The 26,401-nt window shown below is 37.6% G+C and carries 19 protein-coding genes; 16 read left to right on the forward strand and 3 right to left on the reverse strand.

Translation table 11 applies throughout. The features are described from left to right. The first annotated feature begins 85 nt into the window (after positions 1-85). The 5 genes from MUB24_RS07935 to MUB24_RS07955 all read left to right on the forward strand — a co-directional run bounded on the left by MUB24_RS07935 (position 86) and on the right by MUB24_RS07955 (position 6,431). Positions 86-952, forward strand: a complete 867-nt coding sequence (locus tag MUB24_RS07935; RefSeq protein ID WP_244702912.1) for a DNA-3-methyladenine glycosylase family protein — start codon at positions 86-88, stop codon at positions 950-952. A gap of 120 nt (positions 953-1,072) precedes the next feature. Further along, positions 1,073-1,924, forward strand: a complete 852-nt coding sequence (locus MUB24_RS07940) for a DegV family protein (protein ID WP_244702913.1) — start codon at positions 1,073-1,075, stop codon at positions 1,922-1,924. Between the two features lie 196 nt (positions 1,925-2,120). Beyond that, positions 2,121-3,524 (forward strand): HD domain-containing protein, encoded by a 1,404-nt coding sequence (locus MUB24_RS07945; RefSeq protein ID WP_244702915.1) that lies wholly within the window; start codon positions 2,121-2,123, stop codon positions 3,522-3,524. Between the two features lie 308 nt (positions 3,525-3,832). Beyond that, positions 3,833-5,374: a malate:quinone oxidoreductase gene (locus MUB24_RS07950; RefSeq protein ID WP_244702916.1), complete on the forward strand. Its 1,542-nt coding sequence runs from the start codon at positions 3,833-3,835 to the stop codon at positions 5,372-5,374. A 406-nt stretch (positions 5,375-5,780) separates the two neighbouring features. Beyond that, the gene (locus MUB24_RS07955) at positions 5,781-6,431 is read left to right on the forward strand and encodes a Uma2 family endonuclease (protein ID WP_313898431.1); all 651 of its coding nucleotides are present in this window, start codon (positions 5,781-5,783) and stop codon (positions 6,429-6,431) included. A 79-nt stretch (positions 6,432-6,510) separates the two neighbouring features. Here the strand turns inward: MUB24_RS07955 and MUB24_RS07960 are convergent, their stop codons facing one another. From MUB24_RS07960 to MUB24_RS07970, 3 genes are all read right to left on the reverse strand, one after another. Then, positions 6,511-7,080 (reverse strand): GNAT family N-acetyltransferase, encoded by a 570-nt coding sequence (locus MUB24_RS07960; protein ID WP_244702917.1) that lies wholly within the window; start codon positions 7,078-7,080, stop codon positions 6,511-6,513. Between the two features lie 12 nt (positions 7,081-7,092). Beyond that, the gene (locus MUB24_RS07965) at positions 7,093-8,337 is read right to left on the reverse strand and encodes an aminopeptidase (RefSeq protein WP_244702920.1); all 1,245 of its coding nucleotides are present in this window, start codon (positions 8,335-8,337) and stop codon (positions 7,093-7,095) included. 675 nt (positions 8,338-9,012) lie between these two features. Beyond that, on the reverse strand, positions 9,013-9,783 hold the full coding sequence (locus MUB24_RS07970) for an SDR family NAD(P)-dependent oxidoreductase (RefSeq protein ID WP_244702922.1): 771 nt from the start codon (positions 9,781-9,783) through the stop codon (positions 9,013-9,015). A 248-nt stretch (positions 9,784-10,031) separates the two neighbouring features. Between MUB24_RS07970 and MUB24_RS07975 the strand changes: the two genes are divergently transcribed. The 11 genes from MUB24_RS07975 (at position 10,032) to MUB24_RS08025 (ending at position 26,183) form a co-directional block, all read left to right on the forward strand. Continuing rightward, on the forward strand, positions 10,032-11,876 hold the full coding sequence (locus MUB24_RS07975) for a MotA/TolQ/ExbB proton channel family protein (protein ID WP_244702925.1): 1,845 nt from the start codon (positions 10,032-10,034) through the stop codon (positions 11,874-11,876). Continuing rightward, on the forward strand, positions 11,866-12,558 hold the full coding sequence (locus MUB24_RS07980) for an OmpA family protein (protein WP_244702928.1): 693 nt from the start codon (positions 11,866-11,868) through the stop codon (positions 12,556-12,558). The genes MUB24_RS07975 and MUB24_RS07980 overlap by 11 nt, the downstream gene beginning before the upstream one ends. A 285-nt stretch (positions 12,559-12,843) precedes the next feature. Then, positions 12,844-14,172, forward strand: coding sequence for a C40 family peptidase (locus tag MUB24_RS07985; RefSeq protein WP_244702931.1), 1,329 nt, complete (start codon positions 12,844-12,846; stop codon positions 14,170-14,172). 708 nt (positions 14,173-14,880) lie between these two features. Continuing rightward, positions 14,881-16,410, forward strand: a complete 1,530-nt coding sequence (locus tag MUB24_RS07990; protein ID WP_244702986.1) for an extracellular solute-binding protein — start codon at positions 14,881-14,883, stop codon at positions 16,408-16,410. 79 nt (positions 16,411-16,489) lie between these two features. Beyond that, on the forward strand, positions 16,490-17,452 hold the full coding sequence (locus tag MUB24_RS07995; protein WP_244702934.1) for an ABC transporter permease: 963 nt from the start codon (positions 16,490-16,492) through the stop codon (positions 17,450-17,452). A 12-nt stretch (positions 17,453-17,464) separates the two neighbouring features. Next, positions 17,465-18,352 (forward strand): carbohydrate ABC transporter permease, encoded by an 888-nt coding sequence (locus tag MUB24_RS08000; protein ID WP_244702937.1) that lies wholly within the window; start codon positions 17,465-17,467, stop codon positions 18,350-18,352. A 135-nt stretch (positions 18,353-18,487) separates the two neighbouring features. After that, positions 18,488-20,800, forward strand: a complete 2,313-nt coding sequence (locus tag MUB24_RS08005) for an AraC family transcriptional regulator (protein ID WP_244702939.1) — start codon at positions 18,488-18,490, stop codon at positions 20,798-20,800. Positions 20,801-20,828: 28 nt separating this feature from the next. Then, on the forward strand, positions 20,829-23,333 hold the full coding sequence (locus MUB24_RS08010; RefSeq protein WP_244702941.1) for a glycosylhydrolase-like jelly roll fold domain-containing protein: 2,505 nt from the start codon (positions 20,829-20,831) through the stop codon (positions 23,331-23,333). 234 nt (positions 23,334-23,567) lie between these two features. Next, on the forward strand, positions 23,568-24,209 hold the full coding sequence (locus tag MUB24_RS08015) for a YesL family protein (protein WP_244702943.1): 642 nt from the start codon (positions 23,568-23,570) through the stop codon (positions 24,207-24,209). 13 nt (positions 24,210-24,222) lie between these two features. Beyond that, positions 24,223-24,891: a rhamnogalacturonan acetylesterase gene (locus MUB24_RS08020; RefSeq protein ID WP_244702945.1), complete on the forward strand. Its 669-nt coding sequence runs from the start codon at positions 24,223-24,225 to the stop codon at positions 24,889-24,891. Next, a complete protein-coding gene (locus MUB24_RS08025; RefSeq protein ID WP_244702948.1) occupies positions 24,888-26,183 on the forward strand; it encodes a hypothetical protein in 1,296 nt (431 codons plus the stop codon). The genes MUB24_RS08020 and MUB24_RS08025 overlap by 4 nt, the downstream gene beginning before the upstream one ends. Positions 26,184-26,401: the final 218 nt, after the last annotated feature.

Genomic DNA, 26,401 nt, shown 5'->3' on the forward strand with positions numbered 1-26,401 from the left:
CAAATTTCTTTTAATCCCGATGAAGTATAGCATAAATGCTCTTAAATGGTATACTAAAGAAAACATTCTAATTGGGGTTATATGTATGTGGAAAGAAAAAATAGAGATTGCTGGTCCTTATAATTTTGATTTAGCTCTAAGCCGATTAGCAATGGATCCGTTAAATCAATTGAACCAGAAAGAAAGATTGATTCGGGTGCCGATCTATGAAGATCAGCCCGAAGTAGCGATTGTACAAGCGATTGGAACAACAGATCAGCCCGCATTTTTAATAAGTGGTCACAAAGAAAAAACAAAAGAAAAGGTTTTAAAAAGGATTTTTTCGATATTTCAGTGGAATATTTCATTAAAAGATATACATGCCCATTTTTTAAAAACGTCTTTAAAAGATATATTTATCGTGCATCACGGAACACCGATTATATTAGATTTTACTCCTTATACAACGTTAGTTAAATCGATTATCCATCAGCAAGTACATATGAAATTTGCGATCTCGTTAACCGCAACATTTGTGCAAACATTTGGTTTTCAAGTCGATGGAGTCCCGTTTTATCCATCACCTGCTACAATTGCTGAGCTTAAACCGGAACAATTAAGGCCCTTAAAGTTCAGTCAACGGAAGGCAGAATACTTGATCGACCTAGGAAAGAGAATAGCAAGCAAGGAATTGAATTTGGATGAATTAGCTAAGTTATCGGATGAAGAGATTAAGAAAGAACTGGTCAAAATTCGTGGAGTGGGACCTTGGACAGCACAATCTTTTTTACTTTCAGGGCTCGGAAGACCGAATCTTTTTCCGATGGCGGATATTGGGATTCAAAAAGCGATTAAATCATTATTTACACTGGAACAGAAACCGACACAAACAGAAATGCTGGAGTATAGTCGAGAATGGGAACCTTATTTAAGCTATGCCACCCTTTATTTATGGAGAAGCATTGAACCATAGGCGGAGTGATTTTTAAAGGATTTGGGGAATTTTTGCTTAAATGAAGTTATATACTATTATATTACTATAATAACATTATAATAGACTATAAATATGTAATGATAAGTGGGGGTGAATAAAGTGAAGAAAATTATATTAAGTGCGGATAGTACTTGTGACTTGGATGATAGACTGAAAGAACGATATGAAGTTTATTGCCAACCTCTTCATATTAATTTAGGCGGTAAACAGTATGAAGATGGAGTCAATATTACGCCAGATGACATTTACGATACCTATCAAAAGCAACGCATTTTGCCGAAAACATCAGCTCCTAATCCTAAAGAATATATCGATTATTTTAAAAAGTGGACAGATCAGGGTTATGAGGTGATCCATATCAGTCTTGGTTCGGGCCTTTCTTCCTCGTATCAAAATGCCTGTATAGCTGCAGAAGAACTTGGAAATGTATATCCAATAGATTCAGGCAATCTTTCTACAGGAATGGGACTCCTTGTGATCGAAGCGGCTGAGCGTATTGCCAAGGGCATACCGGCCACTCAAATCTATGAAGAAGTGAATCAATTAAAATCTAAAGTTCATGCGAGTTTTGTTATCGATAATCTCACTTACCTTCATGAGGGTGGGAGATGTTCCGCCATTGCTGCACTTAGTGCAAATTTATTAAATATTAAACCTTGTATTGAGGTTGATCATACAAGTGGAAATATGAATGTAGGGAAAAAATATCGGGGTTCTTTGCCTAAGACTTTAAAACGGTACACAATGGATAAGCTAAACGAGCGATCGGATTTAAAACTTGATCGGATTTTTATCACCCACTCAGGAACAGCTCCTGAGAATATCGACATAGTTAGAAAGATCATTGAAGAGGTCGCTGATTTCAAAGAAATCTTCGTGACACGAGCCGGATGCACCATTTCATCCCATTGTGGTCCGAATACACTCGGCGTATTATTTATGACAAACTAACAAGGACAACCTATCCCCTATAAAAACACCCCTTTAGATATTCATCTCTAAAGGGGTTTACCAATATATTCAATTACGAAGGATGAACTTCCATTTTATCCTCAATCCATCTCCGCAAAATAACGGTGTCTCTCCTCGTAAAAGCCTTCTGTAAATATTTCGTAGGTGTTATAATGGCTCAAAAGAGGTGGATATCATGGTGAATGAGCTAAAGGAACGGTTAATCCAAAAGGGCGATTATCTCTTAAAAAATGAAATAGAACGTTTAGAAGAAGCCATTGATTTTGGAGAAAAAGCACATCATGGTCAAAAAAGGGCGACAGGAGAACCTTATATTACTCATCCGATCGCGGTATGTGAAATTCTTTTGGAATATAGGGCTGACATCACATCTCTTATTTCATCCTTGCTTCACGATGTCGTGGAGGATACACCTATATCTAGCGCAGAAATAAAAGAAAAATTTGGTGAACAAGTCTCAAGTATTGTAGAGGGCTTGACTAAAGTAGAAAAAGGGCAGCTTGATAAAGAAGAATATCATGCCATTAATACGGAGAAATTACTTTCCGCTTCTGTAAAAGACATTAGAGTTGCCGTTATTAAAATAGCAGACAGATTGCATAACATGAGGACACTTGCTGTTAAAAAAGTCGAAAAGAAGGTACCGTACGCGAACGAAACTTTGCTCTTTTTTTCACCCCTTGCGGAGAGATTAGGGCTATATAAAATTCAGGAAGAGTTAGAAGAAATTGGATTTGGTTATCTGAATCCTTCTAAATTTCATCGTATTGAAAAATTAATGAACAACTACTCCAATATATTTGCACACATTTTTAATCGTTGTCTTAAGGAAGTAAAGAAAGAAGGAGGGGCAGTAATCATCGATTTGGAGTGGAGTAAAGTCCCGATATACAAAGCATCCTCGCTATTACAAGAAGATCAAGACTTAATGGACTTATTTTGTATAAAGGTGATTACAAAATCTACGATAGACTGCTATACTGCATTAGGAATTATACATCGGCTGTACAATCCCATAGAACATCAATTCATTGATCATATTGCCATTGAGAAATCTCCATTTTTAAGACAGCTATACACCAAAGTACTTATTAGGAATGTGAAAGTGAATTTTACCATTCAGACTGAATGTGATAAAAAAATGAATGACAGTGGCGTATTCGGGTTATTAAAAAAAGATCTATCAGGTCAAGATTTAGTAACTTTAGGTAGAATGTTATTGGGAGATTCCATATGTACCGTTCAAACCATTGCTAAGACTCCGATTGAATTTCAAGATATTATTTCGTTTGACCTACTTCAAAGAGAAATAACAGCATGTACTCCTAAAATGGATGTAGTGTTATTGCCAGAAGGCTCTACGATTATTGATTTTGCCTTCTCTTTAGATCCACATTTGGCCAAAAGGATGTTTTCCGCAAAGATTAATGGTGAATTAAAACTTATTCATACGATTATTCATGACATGGATATTGTAGAAATACAAACGACTAATAAAGAAACAGTCCATCCTCATTGGCTTAATTTTGCTCAGACTTCTAAAGCGCAAAAGGAAATTAGTGAATGGTTAAATATCTGAACAAAAATTGGCTCATTATTTTAAGACACTGTCCCTACTAAAATTTCTTTACCGTTTGTAAAAGATTTTCATTAAATAGGAGGGAGCTGATATTATTTGAAAGGTTGTTAAAACAAAAGCTTTCAATTGCTTATCAAAATCATAGAATAGTAGCTATTTTCATTTATAAATAATATTGATATACTATAATTAGACTATCATTGATACAGAAAAGGGGTATTCCTGTCGCGTCTTGCATTGTTATGACGCTTAAGCAAGAATGCCTGCATCCTTTCTGCAAATCTTAAGGTATAAGGATATGGTAAAAAATGAGTAACAGACAGACAAATACAGACGTGATTTTAATTGGTGCTGGGATCATGAGTGCCACTTTGGGAACACTATTGAAAGAATTGGCACCGGACTGGAAAATTAAAGTGTTTGAAAAACTCGCAGACGCAGGTGAGGAAAGCTCGAACGAATGGAATAATGCAGGAACGGGGCATTCTGCACTATGCGAGCTAAACTATACTGTCGAAAAACCAGATGGATCCATGGATATCAGTAAAGCGATAAAAATAAATGAACAGTTTCAGCTTTCAAGACAGTTCTGGTCTTATCTTGTAAATAGCAATCTGATCCGTAATCCGCAGGACTTTATCATGCCTTTACCTCACATGAGTTACGTACAGGGAGAAGAAAATGTAAAGTTTTTGAAAAAACGTTTCGAAGCCCTTTCTAACAACCCTCTGTTCCAAGGGATGGAATTTTCCGATGACCCAGAAGAACTGGCGGAATGGGTTCCGCTTATGTTTAAGGAACGAACTTTCAACGAACCTATTGCGACAACAAAAATCGATTCTGGAACGGATGTCAATTTTGGTGCTTTAACGCATATGTTGTTCGACCACTTAAAAAGCCATCATGTCGAGATCAACTACAAACATGGTGTGAAAAGTTTGAAACGCACTAGTGACGGATTGTGGGAGTTGAAAGTGAAAAATCTGGATAGTGGCACTATTGAACGCCATACAGCAAAATTCGTTTTTATCGGCGCTGGAGGAGGAAGCTTGCATTTACTGCAAAAATCCGGTATTCCTGAGGGAAAACATATTGGGGGATTTCCAGTAAGTGGACTATTTATGGTGTGTAACAATCCGGATGTTGTCGAGCAGCATCAGGCAAAAGTATATGGCAAGGCTTCGGTTGGCGCCCCTCCAATGTCTGTTCCCCATCTTGACACAAGATATATCGACAATAAAAAATCGTTGCTATTTGGACCATTTGCTGGTTTTTCACCGAAATTTTTAAAAACAGGTTCAATGTTTGACTTGATCACTTCCGTAAAACCGCATAATGTCTTGACGATGTTGGCGGCAGGCGTAAAAGAGTTATCATTGACAAAATACTTGATCCAGCAACTGATGTTATCGAAAGAACAACGTATGGAAGAATTACGTAAGTTTGTTCCGAATGCGAAAGCGGAAGATTGGGATTTAGTGGTAGCGGGTCAACGGGTGCAAGTGATCAAAGACACTGCTAGCGGTGGCAAAGGAACGCTTCAATTTGGTACAGAAGTTGTAAGTGCAGCCGATGGCTCGATCGCTGCCTTGCTCGGTGCTTCCCCGGGAGCTTCTACTGCTGTTCACGTCATGCTTGATGTTATCAAAAGATGCTTCCCGCAACATCTAAAAGAGTGGGAACCAAAAATAAAAGAAATGATTCCTTCTTATGGTGTGTCACTCGCGGAAAATCCAGAGCTTTTCCACGAAATTCATACTTCAACTGCACAGGTGCTTGGTCTAAACAAAAACTTACCGAACCACGTTCATTCTTCGGAGGGGAAAACAAAGGTACTAGAACAAGCTTAGGTCATATTAATGGACGATTTTTCCCTGATAAATCACTGAAAAGCACTGAGTGAGAAATAAAATAATAAAATGATTAAAATGAAGATATAGAACCTTTGATCTATTTTTGGATTGGAGGTTCTTTTCATGATATGGATATTGCAGAAATACCAAACGACGAATAATGGTCAATCCCAATTGACTTATTATACTTAGACGTCTGAAGCTAGAGAAAATTTGTGAATGATTAAATATTTAAATATAAATAAATCTAACTGATGGAGGGAGTATGGAGAAAAAATGAATCTGTAAATTTGACAGGCAGGCTCCATGTATGAAAAGCAAAGAAAAATGAATAGTCTTGGAGACCAGAGGAGACAGATAGTCCGTAAAGAGACATTTGCTATACCGGTGTTTTCCCTCTAAAATGTATTTGGAGAAATTAATTTTTATTAGGGAGTTTTTCAATTATAATTCAGAAAACGAGGTGATCTTTATCAGTATTCCAGAAAGTAAAAAATATACTTATGCAGATTACATGAATTGGGATGAAGATGTTTATATTGAGGTGATTGAAGGTGAAATGATAAGTATGTCTCCTTCGCCAACACCGAGACATCAAGATGTGGTAGGTGAACTGACGGCTGAATTTAAAATGTTCTTGCGCGGAAAAGACTGTATGGCTTTTTCGACGCCTATGGACGTTTGTTTATTTGCTGATAACGAAGCGAAATATGAGGATATTCAAGATTGGGTACAACCTGATTTAATCGTGGTTTGTGATAAGAAAAAGATCAGAGAGACAAACATTACGGGAGCGCCAGATTTAGTAGTAGAAGTTCTCTCACCATCCACAGCTAGAAATGATCGGTGGGTTAAGTTCAACAGTTATGAAAAAGCCGGTGTGCGAGAGTACTGGATTGTTGACCCCTATAATATGTCTATTGAAGTATATGAACTCAATGGAAATTCTTTCAAACAAACAGGTGTTTATGGAAAAGATGGGCTGCTTCCCGTTGGTATTTTTCCTGAATTTAAAATTGATTTGAAAAATATCTTTAAAGAATTAGGGCTTTAGGGTGGTAGCAGACACTACCCGAGGTATAAAACGGGTGGTAGCGAAACCTCGTCCCACCCGACTATTTTTTGATCCACACTTATAGTATCTTCTCAAAAGCGATTCTTTTACTCCCGTCTTCTAAATAAATGATCCCGCAATATTTAAAATCATTTTTTTGGAGAAGTTTCTGCATAGATAGATTTTGTTCATGTGTATCGATTTTGATACTATTGACACCTTTATTTAAACACATTTTTTCCACATTTCTTATAACTTCAGTTGATATTCCTAACCCTTTGTGGAGATGATCCACTGCGAGTCTATGAATAACGGCGTAGTCTCCATTGCTAAGCCACTTACCACTATAAATATGTTTATAGGTTTTTTCGCCGTCGAAAGAAATGGCTGTAGTGGCCACAATGTTCTCATCTTTTAATAATACATAGCTATATCCCTTTAGAATATCATCCATAATGGTATGGATATTAGGATAGTTATGCTGCCATTGATCAATATGATTTTTTTTGAAATATGCTTGAGCCTGCCCAATAATTTCCATGATAGGATGTATATCTTGTTCTGTTGCTTTTCTAAACTCCATATTATTCTCCATATTAATAATTATTATCTCTGTATGCATGAATCTCTCATGGCCATTTGCTTTCAAAAAGGGGAACTTCTAAATAGCCCAGTCCCCATTTCGAAAAACTGGAACAATCGTCCCATCTTGTTTGATACCATCGATATCCATTTTGTCTGAACCGATCATGAAGTCAACGTGAACAATGGATGTATTTATGCCATGTTCTAATAATTCTTCCTGACTCATTTTCGTCCCACCTTGAATGTTTGTAGGATAGGCTGAACCAATCGCTAGGTGATTGGATGCATTTTCATCAAATAATGTGTTAAAAAAAATAATGTTAGACTGAGAGATAGGCGATGGATCTGGTACCAAAGCAACTTCACCCAATCCTGTTGCACCTTCATTATCATGAACCAACTTCTTAATAGCTTCATCACCTTTTTCAGCAGAAATATCCACGATTTTTCCATCTTTAAAATGAACTTCAATGCCTTCAATGAGCGTTCCTGCATAACTTAAAGGTTTTGTACTGCGGACCACACCCTCCATACGATGTGTATCAGGGGCAGTGAACACTTCTTCTGTAGGCATGTTGGCGATAAAATCTTCTCCTTCAGGATTATAGCTTTCAGCACTTGCCCAAATATGGTTTTTAGGCAAGCCTAAAGTTAAATCTGTACCAGGTGCTGTATAGTGCAAAGCATCAAATTGAATGTCATTTAATATAGCAGCCTTTTCATTTAATGTCTTTTTATGCTCATCCCAGGCAGCAACAGGGTCATCTTCATAGACACGGCAAGTTTTGAAGATTTGATCCCATAAGGCATCTACTTGTTCTTCAGAAGTGGAGAGATCAGGGAAAACATGTGCAGCCCAGCCTGCACCGGCTGCTGCGGCGACTGTCCATTTCAAATCATCATTTTGGGTGGCAATGCGCTGAGCGTGGAACGCTTTACCAGCCACATTTTGATAAGCAGCGACTTTGGTGGGATCCACTTCATTTAGCAATCCCGGATCACTAGATACAATGGATAGACGACTAACACGGTGATTTAAAACATGATCTTCGGACTCCTGAATCTCGTAATCGGGAATGTCGGTAAGTACTTCTACGGGTTGATGTAAGTAATGCAATTGACTTATTTCATCATCAGACCACTTAACAATCACCTTTTCAGCACCTAATTGATAAGCTTCCTTTGTGATCAAACGGGCTAAAGGAGCCTGATCAACTGTAATGGTCATTTTCACCCAATCTCCGGGTTGAACATTGATTCCTTTTGCCACTAAAAGCCGTGCATATTTTTGCAAGTTTTCCTCGAAATTCGGTAAAGCCATTTTTTTAACCTCCAATATCTAGTATGAGTGTGAGATCATTTCTCTGTCTGCTTTAAGCTGACTAGTTGACTTTTATATACTACTGAAGCTTTGATAACTATTCGATATTATACTCTACTTTTTTCCTTAGTTATACTCCCTTGCCTGAAAATACTCTAAAAGGAATAAATAGAACAAGCAAAGCCTAGAAAATATTTAGCCTGCACTTTGCCAACGAAATTTGGAAAAGAAATGAGGATGGGACAAAAGTGTTTCTATCAAAATTCGAACTAACTAGAAACTATGGGGGTGCCTATCATCCGCTCTTCCACATAAATGGCTGATTGGTTAAGGAATGACGAGGAGGCTGACATGGACGAAACTAACAAAAGAAATGTTCATTCGGTATAAGAAACTGGACAGTATATTCAGATGGGGAATTTGCAATTTTCTTTTCCAATGGAGATATGTTTTGGGGGTCTTTATAGTAAGTGGAAATATCGATGGAGAGCTCACTTCAGCTGAAATTGCTGAATAAATGATGAATGGCTCCAAGGCCAGTCGAATTTTTACAGGACTTTGTATAAGACTGACCAATGGATCCATCCACTACTTACTGTATCCTTCTATTAGCAAGATAGGATTATAAAGATTAACGAAGGCTTAAAAGTTTCTGCGAGTTTTTAATATAGGCCATTAGCGTGAAGTATAACCCGCATCAGCATGAATGGTTGTTCCTGTGACATATGAAGATGCGTCAGAAGCTAACCACAGACTAGCTTGTGCGATTTCTTTTGGCTGGCCAAAACGGTTCAATAGGCTTAATTGTGGAGCATACTCTTCTTCTGTGAAACCAAATTGCTCTAATGCCCCACGAAGCATAGGGGTATCAATTGCACCCGGAGCTACTGAATTGACCCGAATGTTTTGTGGGCCATTTTCCATTGCTGCTACTTTCGTCATTCCAACTACACCATGTTTTGCCGCAACATATGCAATATTATTCGGCTGTGGACGGAACCCACTTACAGAGGAAATATTAATAATCGAACCGCCATTTCCTTGTTTCTGTAGTTGCTGTAATTCATATTTTAAGCAAAGTGCCGTACCGGTTAGGTCCACCGAGATTAAACGATTCCAGTATTCTTCATCAAATTCTGCTGCTGGTTTGTCATCCGGAGTTAGAGCAGCGTTATTTACCGCAACATCTAACTTGCCAAATGTGTCTACGGCAAATTTAACCATAGCTTGTACTTCTTCAGACTTTGATATATCTGTTTGGATGAAAGCTGCCTGACCTCCATTTGCTTTTATTGCTTCTGTTACTTCATTTCCTTTTTCGGCGTTAAAATCTGCAATAACTACCTGTGCTTTTGCCTCTGCAAAAAGTTTAGCGGTAGCTTCACCCATCCCCATTGCACCGCCTGTGACAATAGCAACTTTACCTTCTAATAATGGAAATGTCATCTTTTATCCTCCTTTAACCAAAGTTACATTCTATAGTTTAACTATATAATGAATCATTATCCCTATTCAGTCATCAATAAGTCAAGCGGGAGCTGATGAGAGACTCAAGACTATTTACTTCAAAATTTCACACATGAATCAACCAGACTCCGAATAGCAATAAAGAAAAGGACAAGGATCATAATGACAAGCGATGTTGTCATTGTTCAAGCTTGTTCCAAATTGTTGTGAAAGGGAGTGGAGGATGAATGATTCAAGCCATTTTAGAATTGTTTACAACAGAACAAAAAGCTGAGGCGATGTTAGCAAATCCAATCATAGAACTAATTTTCCTAGCCTTGTTTTTTATTTTTGTTGTCACATTATTGGTTCATTTGTCGTTGTTCATGAAGCTCAGAAAGCTGCGTAGCCATCTAAAAGAAACGAATAATATGAAGATAGAGCCGCTGCGTTCTTTTAAGGAACAGTTTGATAAAAGGCAAGAAACGGAATCCATTAAAGCGGAAACCTTTGTCCAAGAACGTTTTTCAAGTTGGCGTGTGTGGAATATGCCCGTTGTCAGTCTGATTAAGCTGGTCCAAATGACAGTATCGGTATTTATATTGCTCGGTGTGTTAGGGACATTTATTGGATTAACGATTTCTTTGGGGAGTATTCAAACCGCAGAAGATCAACTCGTTGAAAATGTAACAGGTGTTTTATCAGGGATCGATGTAGCTTTTTACACAAGTATTGTCGGGATGAGTTTTTCGTTGTTGATGACGATATTGGTCAAGGCACTTAATACGGAATATATGTTAACCGATATCATGCTAATGGTTGAAACCCAATTAGAGGGGCATGAACAAAATGGACTGAGTCGACTGATTGGCGTTTCGGAAACGATCAATCAATCGATTTTGAGACTTCAAGAAACGAATCAACAGTCCTTACAAAGTATTGAAAAAGCTTTTACAGGTTTCCAGGAATATACAACCGGGCTACAACAATCAGCTCGGGATTTAGCTGCTTTCAATGAAGGACTCTCCAGGAATGTAGAGGATTTTCAAGAATTATTCCAGCAGATGAAAATGGTGACCGATGGGTTTAGCGAGGGGACAACACAGTTAAATAAAAACTTTGCTGCTTTATTTGCCTATTTCAAAAAAGCGGATCGAAGAAATGAACGAATGGCGACCGCATTTGAGCAAACGTATGAAAGAATGCAAGAAGTATTCAAAACGCAAAGGCATACCTTCTCTCAATTTGAAGAATCAGTCCATGATATAAAAAGTTTTACCTCCTCCCTTCTAGAAGAACAAGGGATGATCCAAGCAACATTCGAAAGGATCACGCAAAAAAATGATGAGCTCGTGAAAAAAATGGGGGCGCATAATCAGGAATTCAAAAAAGTATTTGGATCGGATTTGAGTGGAAGAATTTCGGGCATTACGACTCAATTGAGTAAACTCTCAACCGGTTTTGACCAACTGGGGGATTCGATTACTCCATTACCCCATGCATTAGAAGTCATCAATCAAACACAAAACGAATACAAACATTTGTTATTGGACCGTTTTCGTGAGCTGGAGGAATTTAATCAAACATTTAGTCAGCATTTAAAAGATCATTCCACACAATCAGCAACATTTGAGAAGAATATGCTTGAAACATCCCGGACGTATGAACAAATGGGAGCAAAAAATAACCAAGTCATCACAGAAATGAATACTATCCTGTCCCACATGAATCAAACCTTTCATCAGCGTGATCAGCAATTAGAAACAAATGTTGGCCTTTTAAAAGAGACCCTTTCTAACTATGTGTCCAGTTTAGAAGGGACGCTCGGAGACAAGCTAGATAAGGTTGCTCGAAATATCAGTGAATCGATTGATCTTACCACAAATGGGATGAAAAGGGAGTTTACAGAAATACGTCGCGGTTCAGAAGAAATTCAACAAAATAGCTTCCGTTCGATTCAACAATTATTACAGGAACTAGGCCAAGAATTTCAAACTTTAAATCGAGGGTTGAGCTCATTAAATCGTTTCGGCCGACAAACCGTTCCTGCAAATAGTGCGATAGGGTCGGGGTTGAACCATAATGACTACTAAATATCTGCGCCTCTTTAAAAATGAACAAGAAGACTCTCATTTTTGGCCCTCTTTTACTGATTTATTAACAACGATTTTACTCTGTTTTATGTTAATTTTTATCATTATGATGGTGATCAAATCATTGCAAATCAAAGAAATGAAACAGACCATTGATCAAATTATGGGTGTTCGTTCCGAACTCGTCCATGATCTAAAAGAGGAATTTCAAGATTCCACAGCAGGTATTGAGGTAGATGAAAAAACGGGGGCGATGATTTTTAATACGGAGATTCTATTTGCCTATGACAAGTCGGAATTAAAGCCGGCCTCCCTAGAATTTTTAGATGAGTTTGTTCCAAAATACCTAGACGTTTTGCTGAAAAGTGGTTATGAAGATTATATCGCCGAAATCATTATCGAAGGTCATACAGATCGGGATGGGAGTTATTTATATAATTTGCGGCTTGCGCAGGATCGAGCTTATAGTGTGGCAGATTATATTTTAAGTGATCGCTTTCCGTATAAGGAAATTCAACCACATTTGGAGGATAAATTAACAGTCAACAGTAAGTCATTTACTGATTATCGCACAGATAAAGATGGGGAATATAGTGCAGATGAATCACGAAGGGTAGAATTTAAGTTTCGTTTAAAAGATGAAGAAATTTTGAAGAAAACGAGGGACCTTTTAGGAAAATAACGATTAGCTTTAGTCAACGCTTGGAAAATATTTCATTTTCAAGCGTTTTTTGTTGTAAGTGTTTCCCTCTTTTCTATTATTATACTCTTATTCGACAAATATGTAATGAATTTGAAATGAAATTGTAATATGAAAAAGGGCCTATTTGTCGAACGATGATGTTATAATAAAGCTGATTAAAAAAGAAAATATACGATTACATAATTTCGTAAATAAGGAACGTCCTTTCATTCTTTGAATGTATGGTTTAAGAGATTACAAATATTAGGAATTCAGGGGGAAAAAATGAAGAAGAAATTACTGGCCGTAAGTTTAACGTCAATCATTGGAGCGAGTACATTATTTTCTGCGTTTTCTAGTTCAGTTGTGTTTGCAAATGAAAATTTAGATCAACAGATCGAGATGAAAAAGAAAGAAATATCCACTCTACAACAGCGTGAACAAGAGATGAAAGCACTCGTTGAAAAGTTGGATGCCAAGGTTAATGAAACAAATGCAAAAATAGCGGCAACGGAGAAAGAAGTTGCCAAGACAAAAGCAGAAGCAGAAGCGTTAAAAGTAAAAATTGCGGACGTGAAGGAGAAAATTGAAACACGGTATAAACTGTTGGAAAAAAGAGCACGCTCTATTCAGCAAAACGGCAATGGTGTCACTACTTATCTAGATGTTTTATTAAATGCTGAGGATTTTGGTGATCTTGTTGATCGTACATTCACTTTGGGAAAGATCGTTGATGCCGATAATAGTATCTTGAAAGAGCAAAAAAAAGATAAAGAGACATTAGAAAATTCGGAAGCAGAACTAAAGAATAAACTGGAAAAAGTAAAAACAGAGCTTAAAGAAATTGAGAAGTTGAAGGAACAACTTACATATCAAATCAATGATAAAAATAGCATGCTGGCTGCAACGAAGGAACAACGAAACAATGCAAATGGAGAGCTAGTAGATTTGGAAAATCAAAAGGCTATTTTTATAGAAAAGGAAAAAGAGAAAGAAAGACAAAGACTAAGAGAAGCGGAAGCGAAAAAACAGTTGGAGAACGATGCTATTGCTAATGATGCTTCTGCCAACGATGCTGTTGAAAAGACAGAGAAAACAGTGTCCAACAATAGCAAAGAGACAAAAACAGCAACAGCGGCGGCAACGACAACAAAAACAACAGCGGTAAAAGAAGAGAAAGCTGATACGACTGCTCCATCTAATCCTGTCGTTCATCAAGGATCAGGGGCAATTGAAGCCGCCATTAGTACAGGTTCATCCATTGTGGGTCGTTCACCATATAAATGGGGAGGAGGCCGTACGAGCGCTGATATCCAAAATAGATTATTTGATTGTTCTGCGTTTGTGCATTGGGCGTATGCCTCAGCAGGAGTGAATCTTGGCTGGTCAACCAGTGAACTTGTGAATCAGGGAAGAGCCGTAAGTGCCTCAGAAATGAAGAGAGGCGACCTCGTCTTCTTTGATACGTACAAAACAAATGGACATGTTGGTATTTACTTAGGGAATGGAACATTTTTAAACGATAATTCTTCCCATGGAGTATCAATCGATTCAATGAGTAATTCTTATTGGAAGAGCCATTTCAGTGGCGTTGTGAGACGTGTAGTTGAATAATAGTATTTTATATACAGGATCTACTAGAGTACGCTCAGGAACAATGTTCAGTCATTGCCCTGAGCGTATTTTGATTTACATTAGCTTTGGGGAACTCACGTTATAAAAGAGAAGAATAAGGGGAGAGAATGCCCGAGTGGGGATATTCATTTTTTATTTTGTTTAGTATCCAATCAAGTTCTGTATCATGCCTACCCGTTTTTGGTTTAAAACATCCTTCTGTTCGTTGGAAACAACATCAAATACGCTTCAATGCTCTTCTAATGGATCATGTGTATATTTAAAATTGCTGCGTAACTCAGAGGTTAGGCTCTCTTATTTTCGTAATAAACAAGTTTACTATCGTTTATTTCTTAGGAAAGAGCGTTTGCAAAAAAGTATTATTTGCAAAAAAAGTCTTAAATTTAAGTGGATAAAACCTATCGTGACAATGTTTTCAGTGTTATGGCAAAAAGGTACAAAAAATGAATATTGCAGGAAAAATGTAAACGTTTTAAATTTTATGTAGGCAAAATACATCCTGTCGAATTTGCAAAAAGAATAATGAGAAAGGGAGGAATGTCCAAAAATGTTGGAGATTTGCACGATGTTTAGTTACCACTTTGGAAGTTAAAAACTACCATAAATACTAAATGAATGGCTAAGAAGTTTTCTTTATAATTTCCAAAAGCCTACTAAAAAAATATGGAGGGGTCTTTATTGAGAAAAATGTCAAAAACTGTAAAGAGTAGTTTCATTGCCGGGCTTATTTTTACATTACTCTTCGTTGCAGGGTGTAGTGGAGGCAAGGAAACGAGTCAATCTGGAAAGCAAGGGGATAATAAAGGAACTTCCGATTCAGAAAGAATGGAATTAGAAGTGTTTGTACCTACTTTTACAACAGAACCACCTAAAGATAGCAGTCCGGTGCTAAAAGCGCTGGAAGATTATACAGATACAGATATTAAAATGATCTGGGTTCCCAACAGTAATTTAGATGATAAATTTAATATCACATTGTCTTCAGGAGATTTACCACATGTTATGTATGTACCGAGTAAATCACCGAGCTTTGTCAGTGCCGTGAGAGATGGAGCATTTTGGGAGCTAGGTCCTTATTTAAAGGATTATCCTAATTTAAGTCAAGCAAACGAAATTATCTTAAATAATAGTTCGGTCAATGGCGATATTTACGGCATTTACCGGAGTCGCGATCTTGGTCGTAACGGGGTGATTATTCGTAAAGATTGGTTAGAAAAATTGGATTTAGAGGTGCCGAAAACCGTTGAAGATTTTTACAATATGTTGAAAGCCTTTAAAGAAAAGGATCCAGATGGCAATGGAAAAGATGATACGTACGGCATGGTCGTGTCTAAATATGAAGGACCATGGGAAGTGATGCAAACATGGTTTGGTGTTCCGAATAAATGGGGCGAAAATGATAAAGGGGAACTGGAGCCTTCCTTTTTACATAAAAATTATTTGGAAGCTCTTAACTTCTTCAAAAAATTGTATGATGAAGGCCTTGTCAATGAAGACTTTGCGGTAATGGATCCTGCACAATGGTCTGACCCGGTTGTCTCTGGAAAAGCTGGTGTGCAAGTCAATGTGGTGGATGAAGGGCATCGGATTCAGGAAAAAATTATCGATGCGGAACCAGATAATGCGGATCCCATTACAGTCATTGGAGCTGTGGAAGGCCCTACAGGATTACACAATTTACCAACATCTGGATATTCGGGAATGCTAGCCGTCTCAAAAACCAAAGTGAAGACAGAAGATGAACTGAAAAAGGTGTTAAATTTTCTTGATAAGTTGAACGATGAAGAAGCCCAAATCCTTGCTGAAAACGGGATTGAAGGAAAGCATTATGAGATTGTCGATGGGGAATTGGAGAATCTTACAAAGGATGATCCGGCATTACTTTCAGAATTGGATGGACTCAATCAAATGTTAATGTACATTCCTGAGGCTAAAAGTCTAACACCTAAGACAACACCGCTTCGAGAATTGGAGGAAGAGGTAAAGTTGGCCAATGAGGACATTGTTGTCGCTAATCCAGCAGAAGCCTTTATCTCAGAAGTGTATTCTAAAAAAGGAGCTCAATTAGATAATATCATTAACGATGCTCGGATTAAGTATATTGTTGGGCAAATTGATGAATCGGGACTTGATGAAGCTGTTGAATTATGGAAAAAGTCCGGTGGAAATGATTATATAGAGGAAATTAACAAGTTATATAAAGGATCTAAAAATTAGATAAATGAAAAAAGGCAGGTGGTGTGATCACCTCCTGTCCTTTACAAATTAATACGATCATAGTCTGAGGGGGGATTAAATGCAAACTGTAAATCTCGAACAAAGTACTGGAATCGATCCACTTATAACTCCTAAGAAAAAGAATACATGGGCCAAACTAAAAAAGTTTAAATGGTTATATATTATGTTGTTGCCAGGTATCGTTTATTTTGTTGTCTTCAAGTACTTTCCAATGTGGGGTGTTTTAATTGCCTTCCAGGACTATTCCCCTTTTCTAGGGTTTACAGGAAGTACATGGGTAGGATTTGAACATTTTAAAGATTTTTTTATGAATCCTGATTTCACACGTTTATTACGAAATACTTTTATACTGGCTCTATATGACTTAGTATTTTACTTTCCGGCACCGATCATTTTATCCCTTTTATTAAATGAAATAAGGATTAATTTTTACAAGCGGTTTGTACAAACATTGGTTTATGTTCCGCATTTCATGTCATGGGTGATTATCGCAAGTATTAGTTATGTGTTTTTAACAACAAGTGGTGGTGTCGTAAATTCCATTCTAGAGAATGTTTTAGGACATAAAATCGATTTCCTTTCGAGTCCAAGTTGGTTTCGTCCTATGATTATGACGCAAATTATTTGGAAAGAAGTAGGTTGGGGGACGGTTATCTTTTTAGCAGCGCTTGCGAGTGTAGACCAAGAGCAATATGAGGCAGCCATTGTGGATGGTGCTGGTCGATTCCGTCGATTATGGCATGTCACCTTGCCGGCATTAAGAAGTACGATTGTTATTCTGCTTATCTTAAGATTAGGAAATTTCCTTGATACAGGATTTCAACAAATCTACCTAATGTCTAACTCATTAAACCGCGGTGTTGCAGATGTTTTTGATACATATGTCTACTTTGTTGGGATAACAGAAGGGGCTTTTAGTTATAGTACAGCAGTAGGACTCTTTAAATCTGTTGTTGGGATCGTTCTGATTGTTGGAGCGGACCGTCTCGCCAAAAAACTTGGACAAGGTGGTTTATTTTAAAAGAAAAGGAGGTTGATTCGATTGCATAAGATGCATAACACAACGGCTGGAAGGATTTTTGATGTTTTTAACCTTATTCTTCTCGGGATACTGGGACTCGCAACCGTTGTCCCTTTCCTATATATTATCGGTGGGTCCTTTGCGACAGAATCCGAATTAGCCACAAGACCTTTCTTCATCATACCGGAGAACTTTACAACTGCAGCCTATCAATATATTTTCTCAACCGATTCGGTTATTAGAAGTCTAGGCGTTTCTGTATTTGTCACTGTGGTTGGCACACTGATTAGCTTGATTTTAACCTTGACGTTTGCCTATCCGTTATCCAGAAAAGAGATGATGGGAAGAAATGTTATTTTAAACTTAATTTTATTTTCGATGTTATTTAGTGGAGGCATGATTCCGACCTATTTGCTTGTAAAGGGATTAGGATTGCTAGATTCGCTTTGGGCATTAATTCTTCCACTCGCGATTAATCCATTTTATGTCATTATTGTAAAAACATTCTTTCAAGAACTTCCGAAAGAATTAGAGGATGCTTCCAAAATGGATGGTTGTTCTGAAATACAGACATTCTGGCGGGTGATGTTACCATTATCCAAACCGGTGATCGCCACATTTACTTTGTTTTATGCTGTCTTTTATTGGAATGACTTTTTCCAGGCACTCTTATATCTTACAGATACGACAAAATGGCCGATTCAGCTATTGTTACAACAATTGGTGATGGTAGCGAATGTCGGGCTTGGCGATTTAAATGAAGCGACATTATATGAACCACCGGAGGAATCGGTTAAATTAGCTGTTATCGTAATTGCGACTATTCCGATTCTATTATTCTATCCATTCCTCCAAAAACACTTTGCCAAAGGTGTTATGCTTGGCTCAGTGAAAGGTTAAATACAGGGTCGGTAAAATAGTGAGTGGTAAAAATTTTAGTGAATTTGGCTATATCTTGTTTTACAATAGAGATTGAAGAACGCTTCACATTTTGTAAACAAGGTTGGTGAAATTTTGCTTAGAAGAATAAAACGGTTGAGAGATAAAAGAGACATTAGTTGGCGAAGTCGGTATTTCCGCAAAAACTTTATTTTGATTTTATTGATTGCCTCGATACCGGGAATCTTTTCTGGGTTTTGCTTATATTGGTTTGGGGTTGGTCAAGTGGAAAAAGAACTAACAGAAGCTCATGAGGCTCAGATAATCGATCGAGCAAAAAATATAGATGATCAGTTAGAATACCTTGAAGTACTGATCTCTCATTGGGCGTTTGACCCCCGTTATGATCATTCCCTAGCGGATATCGACTTTGTCAAGGAGTTTCTTGAAACAAGAGATATTAGTAAGCAGTTATTGGTTTTGCAAGGAAGCAATCCATTGATAGAAAAGGTGAAACTTTATTTAGATTTGGATCAACCCATAGTATTTAACCCGAATTATAATGTCATTCAAGACGAGCAGGAAAAAGAGTTCTATCAAGCGATGCTAATGAATAAACCATCGATCCAATGGAATCGATTTAAAAATCCTGATAATGAAAATAAGGGACAACAATTAACCCTATCCCATCATGTACCTGGGATTAGTCGACTAGCATTTGGAGCAATTATTTTAACGATTGATCAGGATAAATTGATTCAATTATTGGAAACTTTAACCCCTTATAATGAAGGCGTTACCACTATTTTGGATGATCATCATGATGTATTGGTTTCTTCTCATCCGGGTGAATCTCCTGATTTGATTGCTAAAATCCGGGATCTTGCTTTACAGCAAGGGACAAAAAAAGGCTCTTTTTCGTTTGATTGGGAAAAGGAAACATTTTCAGTTTCATTCGGTACGATGAAAAGGCTCAATGAAGATTGGATGTATATTTCGGCTGCCCCCATTTCATCGATTACATCTCCTATTGTTTTTATTTCTGAGCTCATTTTAGTGATTAGTTTTTCAGGACTTATTCTAGCGGTGATCATGACATGGGTTGCTTCCGTTCGAATTTATAATCCACTGAAAAATCTTATGACTGTGTTAGTAGAGGATGAACAGGCAGCTAGTTTAGCAAAAAATCAAGATGAATTTGAAATCATCAAGGAAAACTGGATAAAGGTCACAAGCGAAAGTGAAAAATTGCAGCAGCGACTTTCGGCTCATATCCCTCAATTAAAACAAAGCTTTCTATTACAACTTAGAAATGGTTATTTATACGATTATTCTGAACAAGAATTGCGAACCCGGATGGAAAACTATGGGTGGCGGCTTCATAATCAACAATATCTATTACTTGATATCCAATTAACAGGCATCTATCAGTTTGAAAAGGATCGTATCGAGAATGACGCTAGTTTAATCACATTTACCATTGTCAATATCATTGAGGAATATGGAAAAGACTATTTTGACCAATTTACGGTGATCAATTACCATAATTTATCTGCCGGTGTTTTCATTATTGCTCCGCTGCATACACCATTACATAAGCAAATAATGGACTTTTCAGAGGGTGTTACCTCTATTATGAATGACATACTAAAATTAAAAGTTACCATTACGATTAGTGAAACAGTAAATGAAGTGAAAAAAATTCCCTATTTATTTGAAAATATGACGATAGGTAGGCAGTATCGAAGCTTTGAAAATATGAATCAAATTATAAATTTGCAAGAATGGAATAAACAAGGAAATCGGTTTAAAGTATTTTATCCTTTTGAAACAGAAAGAGAAGTGATTCAAGCCGTAAGAAGAGGCCAAGTGAAAGAGACAGAACAATTAATTCGAAAATTTATGAATGAACTAAAGGAAAAAGGAATCCATGAAATTAACATTCAACCAGGAATCATACAATTATTTAGTACGATTCAACATGAAATTCTTCATTCTAGTATCCACCCAAATGAATTATTTGGAGGAAGAAATATGTTTGAGGAGCTCTCAGACATTAGAGAGCCAGAGTGGATGATTAAATGGATTATTGACAAGGTCATTTCCCCATATGTTCAATTATTAGAAGGGCAAATCGACATTGAAATGAAGCGCCATATTGAAAAAATTGTCGAGTTTATAAATAACCATTATATGGAAGATATTTCATTAGAAAGTTGTGCTGATGTTGTGGGGACTACCCCATATACTTTAAGCAAAGCTTTTAAAAAGATATTAAATATTAATTTTATTGATTACGTAACAGATATCCGAATCAATCACGCAAAAGAATTATTGTTAAATACGAACATGAAAATTCAGGACATATCCGAAAGCGTTGGATATAGACATAGTTATTTTAATCGTATTTTTAAAAAGCAAGTAGGGGTTACGCCAAGTCAGTTTCGAAAAATGAATTCATCCGGTTAAAATTGAAATAATGGAGGAGTGTTGAAAAGTGAACAGTTCCATTCAAGAACAGTTTCTTCATCCCGCAGAGGAATTTACACCGGTTCCTTTCTGGTTCTGGAACGATCGACTCTCAAAAGAAGATATCTGTAGGCAAATTCATGATTTTCACGAAAAAGGGGTGACGGGTTTTGTTTTACATCCTAGAATAGGGATACCAAGAGAGATAGAGTATTTATCTGATGAATTTATGGAATTTGTAGAAATAGCCGTTCAAGAAGCTGATCAATTGGGAATGTCCGTTATTTTGTATGATGAGGCCATGTACCCTTCAGGATCCGCAAATGGGAAAGTTGTAAAAGAAAACCCCGATTATGCAAGCCGTGGTTTAAAAATGGTCGAGTACCCTTGTAAAGGAGGGACAAATGAATTTGTTCTACATGTAGAAAAGGGTGAAACCGTTGTTTCTGTCCAGGCGGTTAAAAAGCTATCTGAATCATCCATTTCGTATCACTGTACCCAATTGTTGGAAGTGAAAAATAACAAGGTTCAATTTACAACACCAGATCATGGTGAATGGTCTGTTCTATTGTTTGTTGAAACCTTTTCCCAAGGAACGATCCGGGGAATTCACTTCGGGGAGGATGATGGGGAACCCCATGCGCCGCCATCCACTGATTTGTTAAACCGTGAAGCGGTGAACAAATTTATTCAGCTTACACATGATACCTATTTTGCAAAATTAAAGCGGTATTTCGGGAATACGATTATCGCCATGTTTACAGATGAGCCGGATATATTAGGCAGAGGATCATTAGGGGGATTAAAGCCATGGACGAATCAGTTTCTAGATTTTTACAAGAGGAATGGGAATGAAGAAACTGACTTGCCTGTATTATGGTTGGATGCCGGAGAAAAAACAGCTCTCATAAGAAAAAAATATCGGAAAACCGTCCATTTGAAAATGACAGAATCCTACTATCAACCAATTAGTAAATGGTGTGCGGACCATCAAATCGCCTTAACAGGGCATCCAGCCGCCAGTGATGATATCGGGTTATTGGATCATTTTCAGATTCCTGGTCAGGATGTTGTGTGGAGATGGGTAGGTCCTGAGGGTGGTAAAGCAATCGAAGGACACCATTCTACTGCTGGAAAATGTTCTGCAGATGCGGCTAGACATCGTGGGAGGCGCAGGAATTTAAATGAATTTTTAGGAGTATGTGGGAAAGAAAGCGCATGGGCATTAAGTCCGGGAGATATGAAATGGTATATGGATTGGTTATTCGTAAGGGGAGTCAATCTATTATGTCCCCATGCCTTCTATTATTCGATCGATGGAAAAAGAAGAAGCCATGAAAGACCACCTGATGTAGGACCCAATAACCTCTGGTGGCCTTATTATAAACAATTTGCCCAATATATGAAGCGTTTAAGCTGGTTAATGACGGATAGTACAAATGAAACGACGATTGCGGTTCTATGTGAGGAAGATTTTCTACCATGGAAAATCGTCAAACCACTGTATGAGAATCAAATAGAGTTTAATTATTTGGAAGAATCGCTTTTCCAATCCGACTGTACAGTAGATGGAGGAGTGATTAGAATTGCCAATCAAAAATATGAAGTCGTTGTAATCGAAGATCATCGCCATTTTGACAGCAAGATTATTCCGAAATTAGCGAAATTTGTGGCTGATGGTGGGAAAGTGATTATTTGGGATGAGGGGGACTCCCCTTTACCAAATCTTGAAGCGACTTTCATTACGACTGCGGAGGAAATTGTAGAGGCGATTCCGGCATTGAATCGTAATGAGTTTCATTTAATCCCTAGCGACCCATCGATACGGTTGAGTAAGGTGCGGAAAGATCAGCTTATTTTTTATTTCATTGTGAACGAAGGAGAAGACAATTATCAAGGACAATTTTGTTTGAAAGAAGAGGGGAAAGTTGAAATATGGGATCCATGGAATGCGACGATAGAGGGATGCAGTGTTTATGAAGATGGGATGGTTTCACTCATCCTTCCAAGGAGATCATCGCTTGTCTTTTGTGTGGATCCAAGTCAAGAGCCGATAATGGTGAAAGAGGAATTATCTGAACCAGAAATGAAGAAAATCACTTTAAGTGAGGGGTGGAAAAGCAAAGATGGCCCTGTTCCTTCGCTAGAGTCATGGGATACTTGGGAGGGAATGAAGTTTTTCTCTGGAACAATTACCTATGAAAATAACTTCGAATTAGATGAAATCGAATCGATCAAACAAATCAATATCGATTTAGGCGAGGTATATGAAATCGCCAAATTATTTATTAATCAAAAAGAAATCGGTGTGAAGATGTGGGCGCCCTATCAATTTGCGTTAGATCCTGCTGTGTTAAAAAAAGGACGAAATCGTATTAAGGTAGAAGTAACGAATAGCATTGCGAATCAAATGGATCAAGTGCCATTAAAATCAGGCTTACTAGGTCCGGTTGAGGTGGAAATAGGAATAGACCAACAAAATAAAAATAAGAATGGGAAAATTAGTCTCAGTAGTGACCATTCCATACAGTAAGATAGAATGGGATGGTTCAGATGGTATCATGAACGCTTCATGAAGCCCGAAGAAGATGGAAAATGGCTTTTTCGGTAGTCATGAACGCTCTATGAAGCCCGAAAGAGATGGAAAATAGTTTTTTCGGTAGTCAAGAACGCTTCATGAAGCCCGAAAAAGACGAAAAGTTGTTTTTTCGGTAGTCATAAACGCTCCATAACTCCGAAATCGCTACTTAAAAAGGAGAGACGTGATTTGTTTGAGAACAAACTTTTTGGGAGATTCTATCAATTTGGAGAAACAGTACTACTTTTACTTTATGTAAACGCCTTATGGGTTTGTTTCACATTACTTGGTTTGATTATTTTTGGCTTCGGTCCCAGCACAGTGGCGATGTATACGATTTTTCGCCATTGGGCGATGGGACGAGATGATCTTCCCGTGTTCCAAACATTCTGGAATACGTTTAAAAAGGAATTTTTCAAGGCAAATGCTTTAGGAATCATTTTACTGCTGATCGCCTACATGCTTTATGTGAATTTGAATTTTCTAGCATTGGATGGGGAATGGATATCTGCTTTTAGTCATTACATCCTTTTATTCGCTACAGTCATATTTGGGGTGATGTTGATTTATATTTTCCCTATGTATGTGCATTATGAAAATAAGCTGTTTATTTATTTTAAAAATGCGATATTAATGGCTCTTTATCAACCATTTCGCACCCTTTATGCGATTGCGGCATGTTTAACTTTATCGTATTTATTTTTTGTCCTTCCGGTCTTTATTTTTCTAATGGGAGCTAGTTTAACAAGTTTCGTTTTAATGTGGATCGCGTATCGAACGTTTATGCGCTTGGAATATAAACAGGCTAAATTACAAGAGAAACGGGCATAGAGGAGTGATGTAGATGGAAAATAAGAAAATAAATGTTTATTTAGCTGGTGATTCAACTGTCCAAACCTATGATTCTAGTAGGTCGCCTCAAGCTGGTTGGGGGCAATGTATTTCCGATTTTTTTACGGATAATGTGCAATTTTTCAATCACGCGATTGGTGGGAGAAGTTCTAAAACTTTTATAACAGAAGGAAGATTAGAAAAAATAGGTCAAGCGATAAAGGAGGGTGACTATCTATTCATCCAAATGGGACATAATGATTCGACGAAATCACGCCCTGAGCGTTATACAGATCCTTATGATGATTATAAAAAGTATCTATTCGAATATGTTAAAACAGCTCGCGCTAAAAAGGCTGTCCCCATCCTCATTACACCTGTAGCAAGACTCCATTATGTCGATGGTGAATTTCTCGCTGATCTCGGTGATTATTGCAATGCTATGAAGGAAGTGGCAGAGGAGGAAGATGTTTTATTAATCGATTTGATGAAAGCAAGTATTCACCATTTCACTACCATCGGTTACGAAGAAGTTCACCCATTTTTCATGATTTCGGTCAATGGGACAGATTGCACTCATTTCACGGAAAAGGGAGCCAATGAAATGGCGCGATTGGTGAGTGAAGGGATGAAAGGGTTAGGAATTGAACTTTCTCATTATGTGAAAGGAGAACTTTTATGAGTATTGAACACGGAACAAGAAAAGCGAAGCAAGACATTTCAGTTCCTCAACCTATTTTAATAGGAAAGATCGATATTTCAGCGGCTGGAAAAAACACAAAAATGTATGTGGGCGATTTAACGGGCGACGGGAGGATGGACATTTTAATGGTCCAACCAGATGGGGGAATTGATGATCGATATGTTCCCCATCAAGTCCAATCGATGACCGCCTTTGATTTGGAAGGCCGGATTTTATGGAAAAAAGGTGAGCCTGATCCAAATCCCGGGGGCCCGGGTTCTGATTACCCTGTGCAAATTTACGATATTGATGGGGATGGGCAGAATGAGGTCTTGTCTGTCATCGATAAGAAGTTTCATATTTTAGAAGGCTCAACTGGAAAGGTGAAAAATGTTTTTGATTTACCTTCCGAGTATGCTCATGATTGTATTATTATTGCGAATTTAACTGGGGGAAAGTTTCCACAAGATATTATTTTAAAAGATCGGTATGAGCAATTATGGGCAATGGATAAGCACTTCAATCAGCTTTGGACCTATAAAGGAAATCCGGGCCATTTCCCATGGGTCTTTGATTTTAATGGGGATGGTCGTGATGAAGTAATGGCGGGCTATGATTTTCTAAATGCGGATGGGGAAAAGGTATGGTCTTGTATAGATTTAGAAGATCATGCGGATTGTATTTGGGTAGGAAAGGTGAACAAAGAGATCTCGAATGAATATCAAATTGTCATCGGTGGCAGTGTAACCGTTATGTATGACCAATATGGCAAAGAATTATGGCGATATGAGGGGTCTGTAGAATCACAGCATGTGAGTTTAGGGAAATTTCGGGATGATCTGCCTGGATTGCAAATAGCTGGACTAGATCGGATTGTTCGCGGAAATGAAAATGGAAAAGATGGTTTATTTTTGTTAGACGCGAATGGGAAAGAAATTTGGAAAGAGGATCGGAAAACGAAAGGTTGGCTTACAATTATCGAAACGATGAGGAATTGGGATGATCATGAATTAGATTACATCCTAGCCTATCGGCGGGGGGGCGGAATAAAACCAACCTTATATGATGGCTACATGAATCCTGTTGTCCAATTCCCAGAAGATGGATATGTCGTTCATGCCGATTTATTTGGGAATGGTTATGAGAATGTCATGGTCTATAACGATCAGACTGCCTATATTTACGCGAGCAGACCTACTCCTTTATCAAAATTCAAAGAGAGTGTATTAGCTCAAGAAAAAAGATTATATTCAGTGACATTATATCCAGGAGGCGAGTATGTAGAGAAATAAGTGAAACTTGGGATGGAAAAACTTTACAATTTATTATTTTTCGTACAAAAGAGCTCCTCTTAATGAGCAAAAAATAGGACATGCAAAAATCTAATTTTACATCGAAGTGATGAAATGGTGTTGGTTCGGGAATAATTTTCCGTTGATAAACATCTATAAATATGCTACTATATCGAAGGAATATATAACCTTTAAACCGGTCCCGAGAGGCTGAAAAG

The sequence above is a fragment of the Lederbergia sp. NSJ-179 genome (genome assembly GCF_022867885.1).
Lineage (GTDB): Bacteria > Bacillota > Bacilli > Bacillales > Bacillaceae_C > Lederbergia.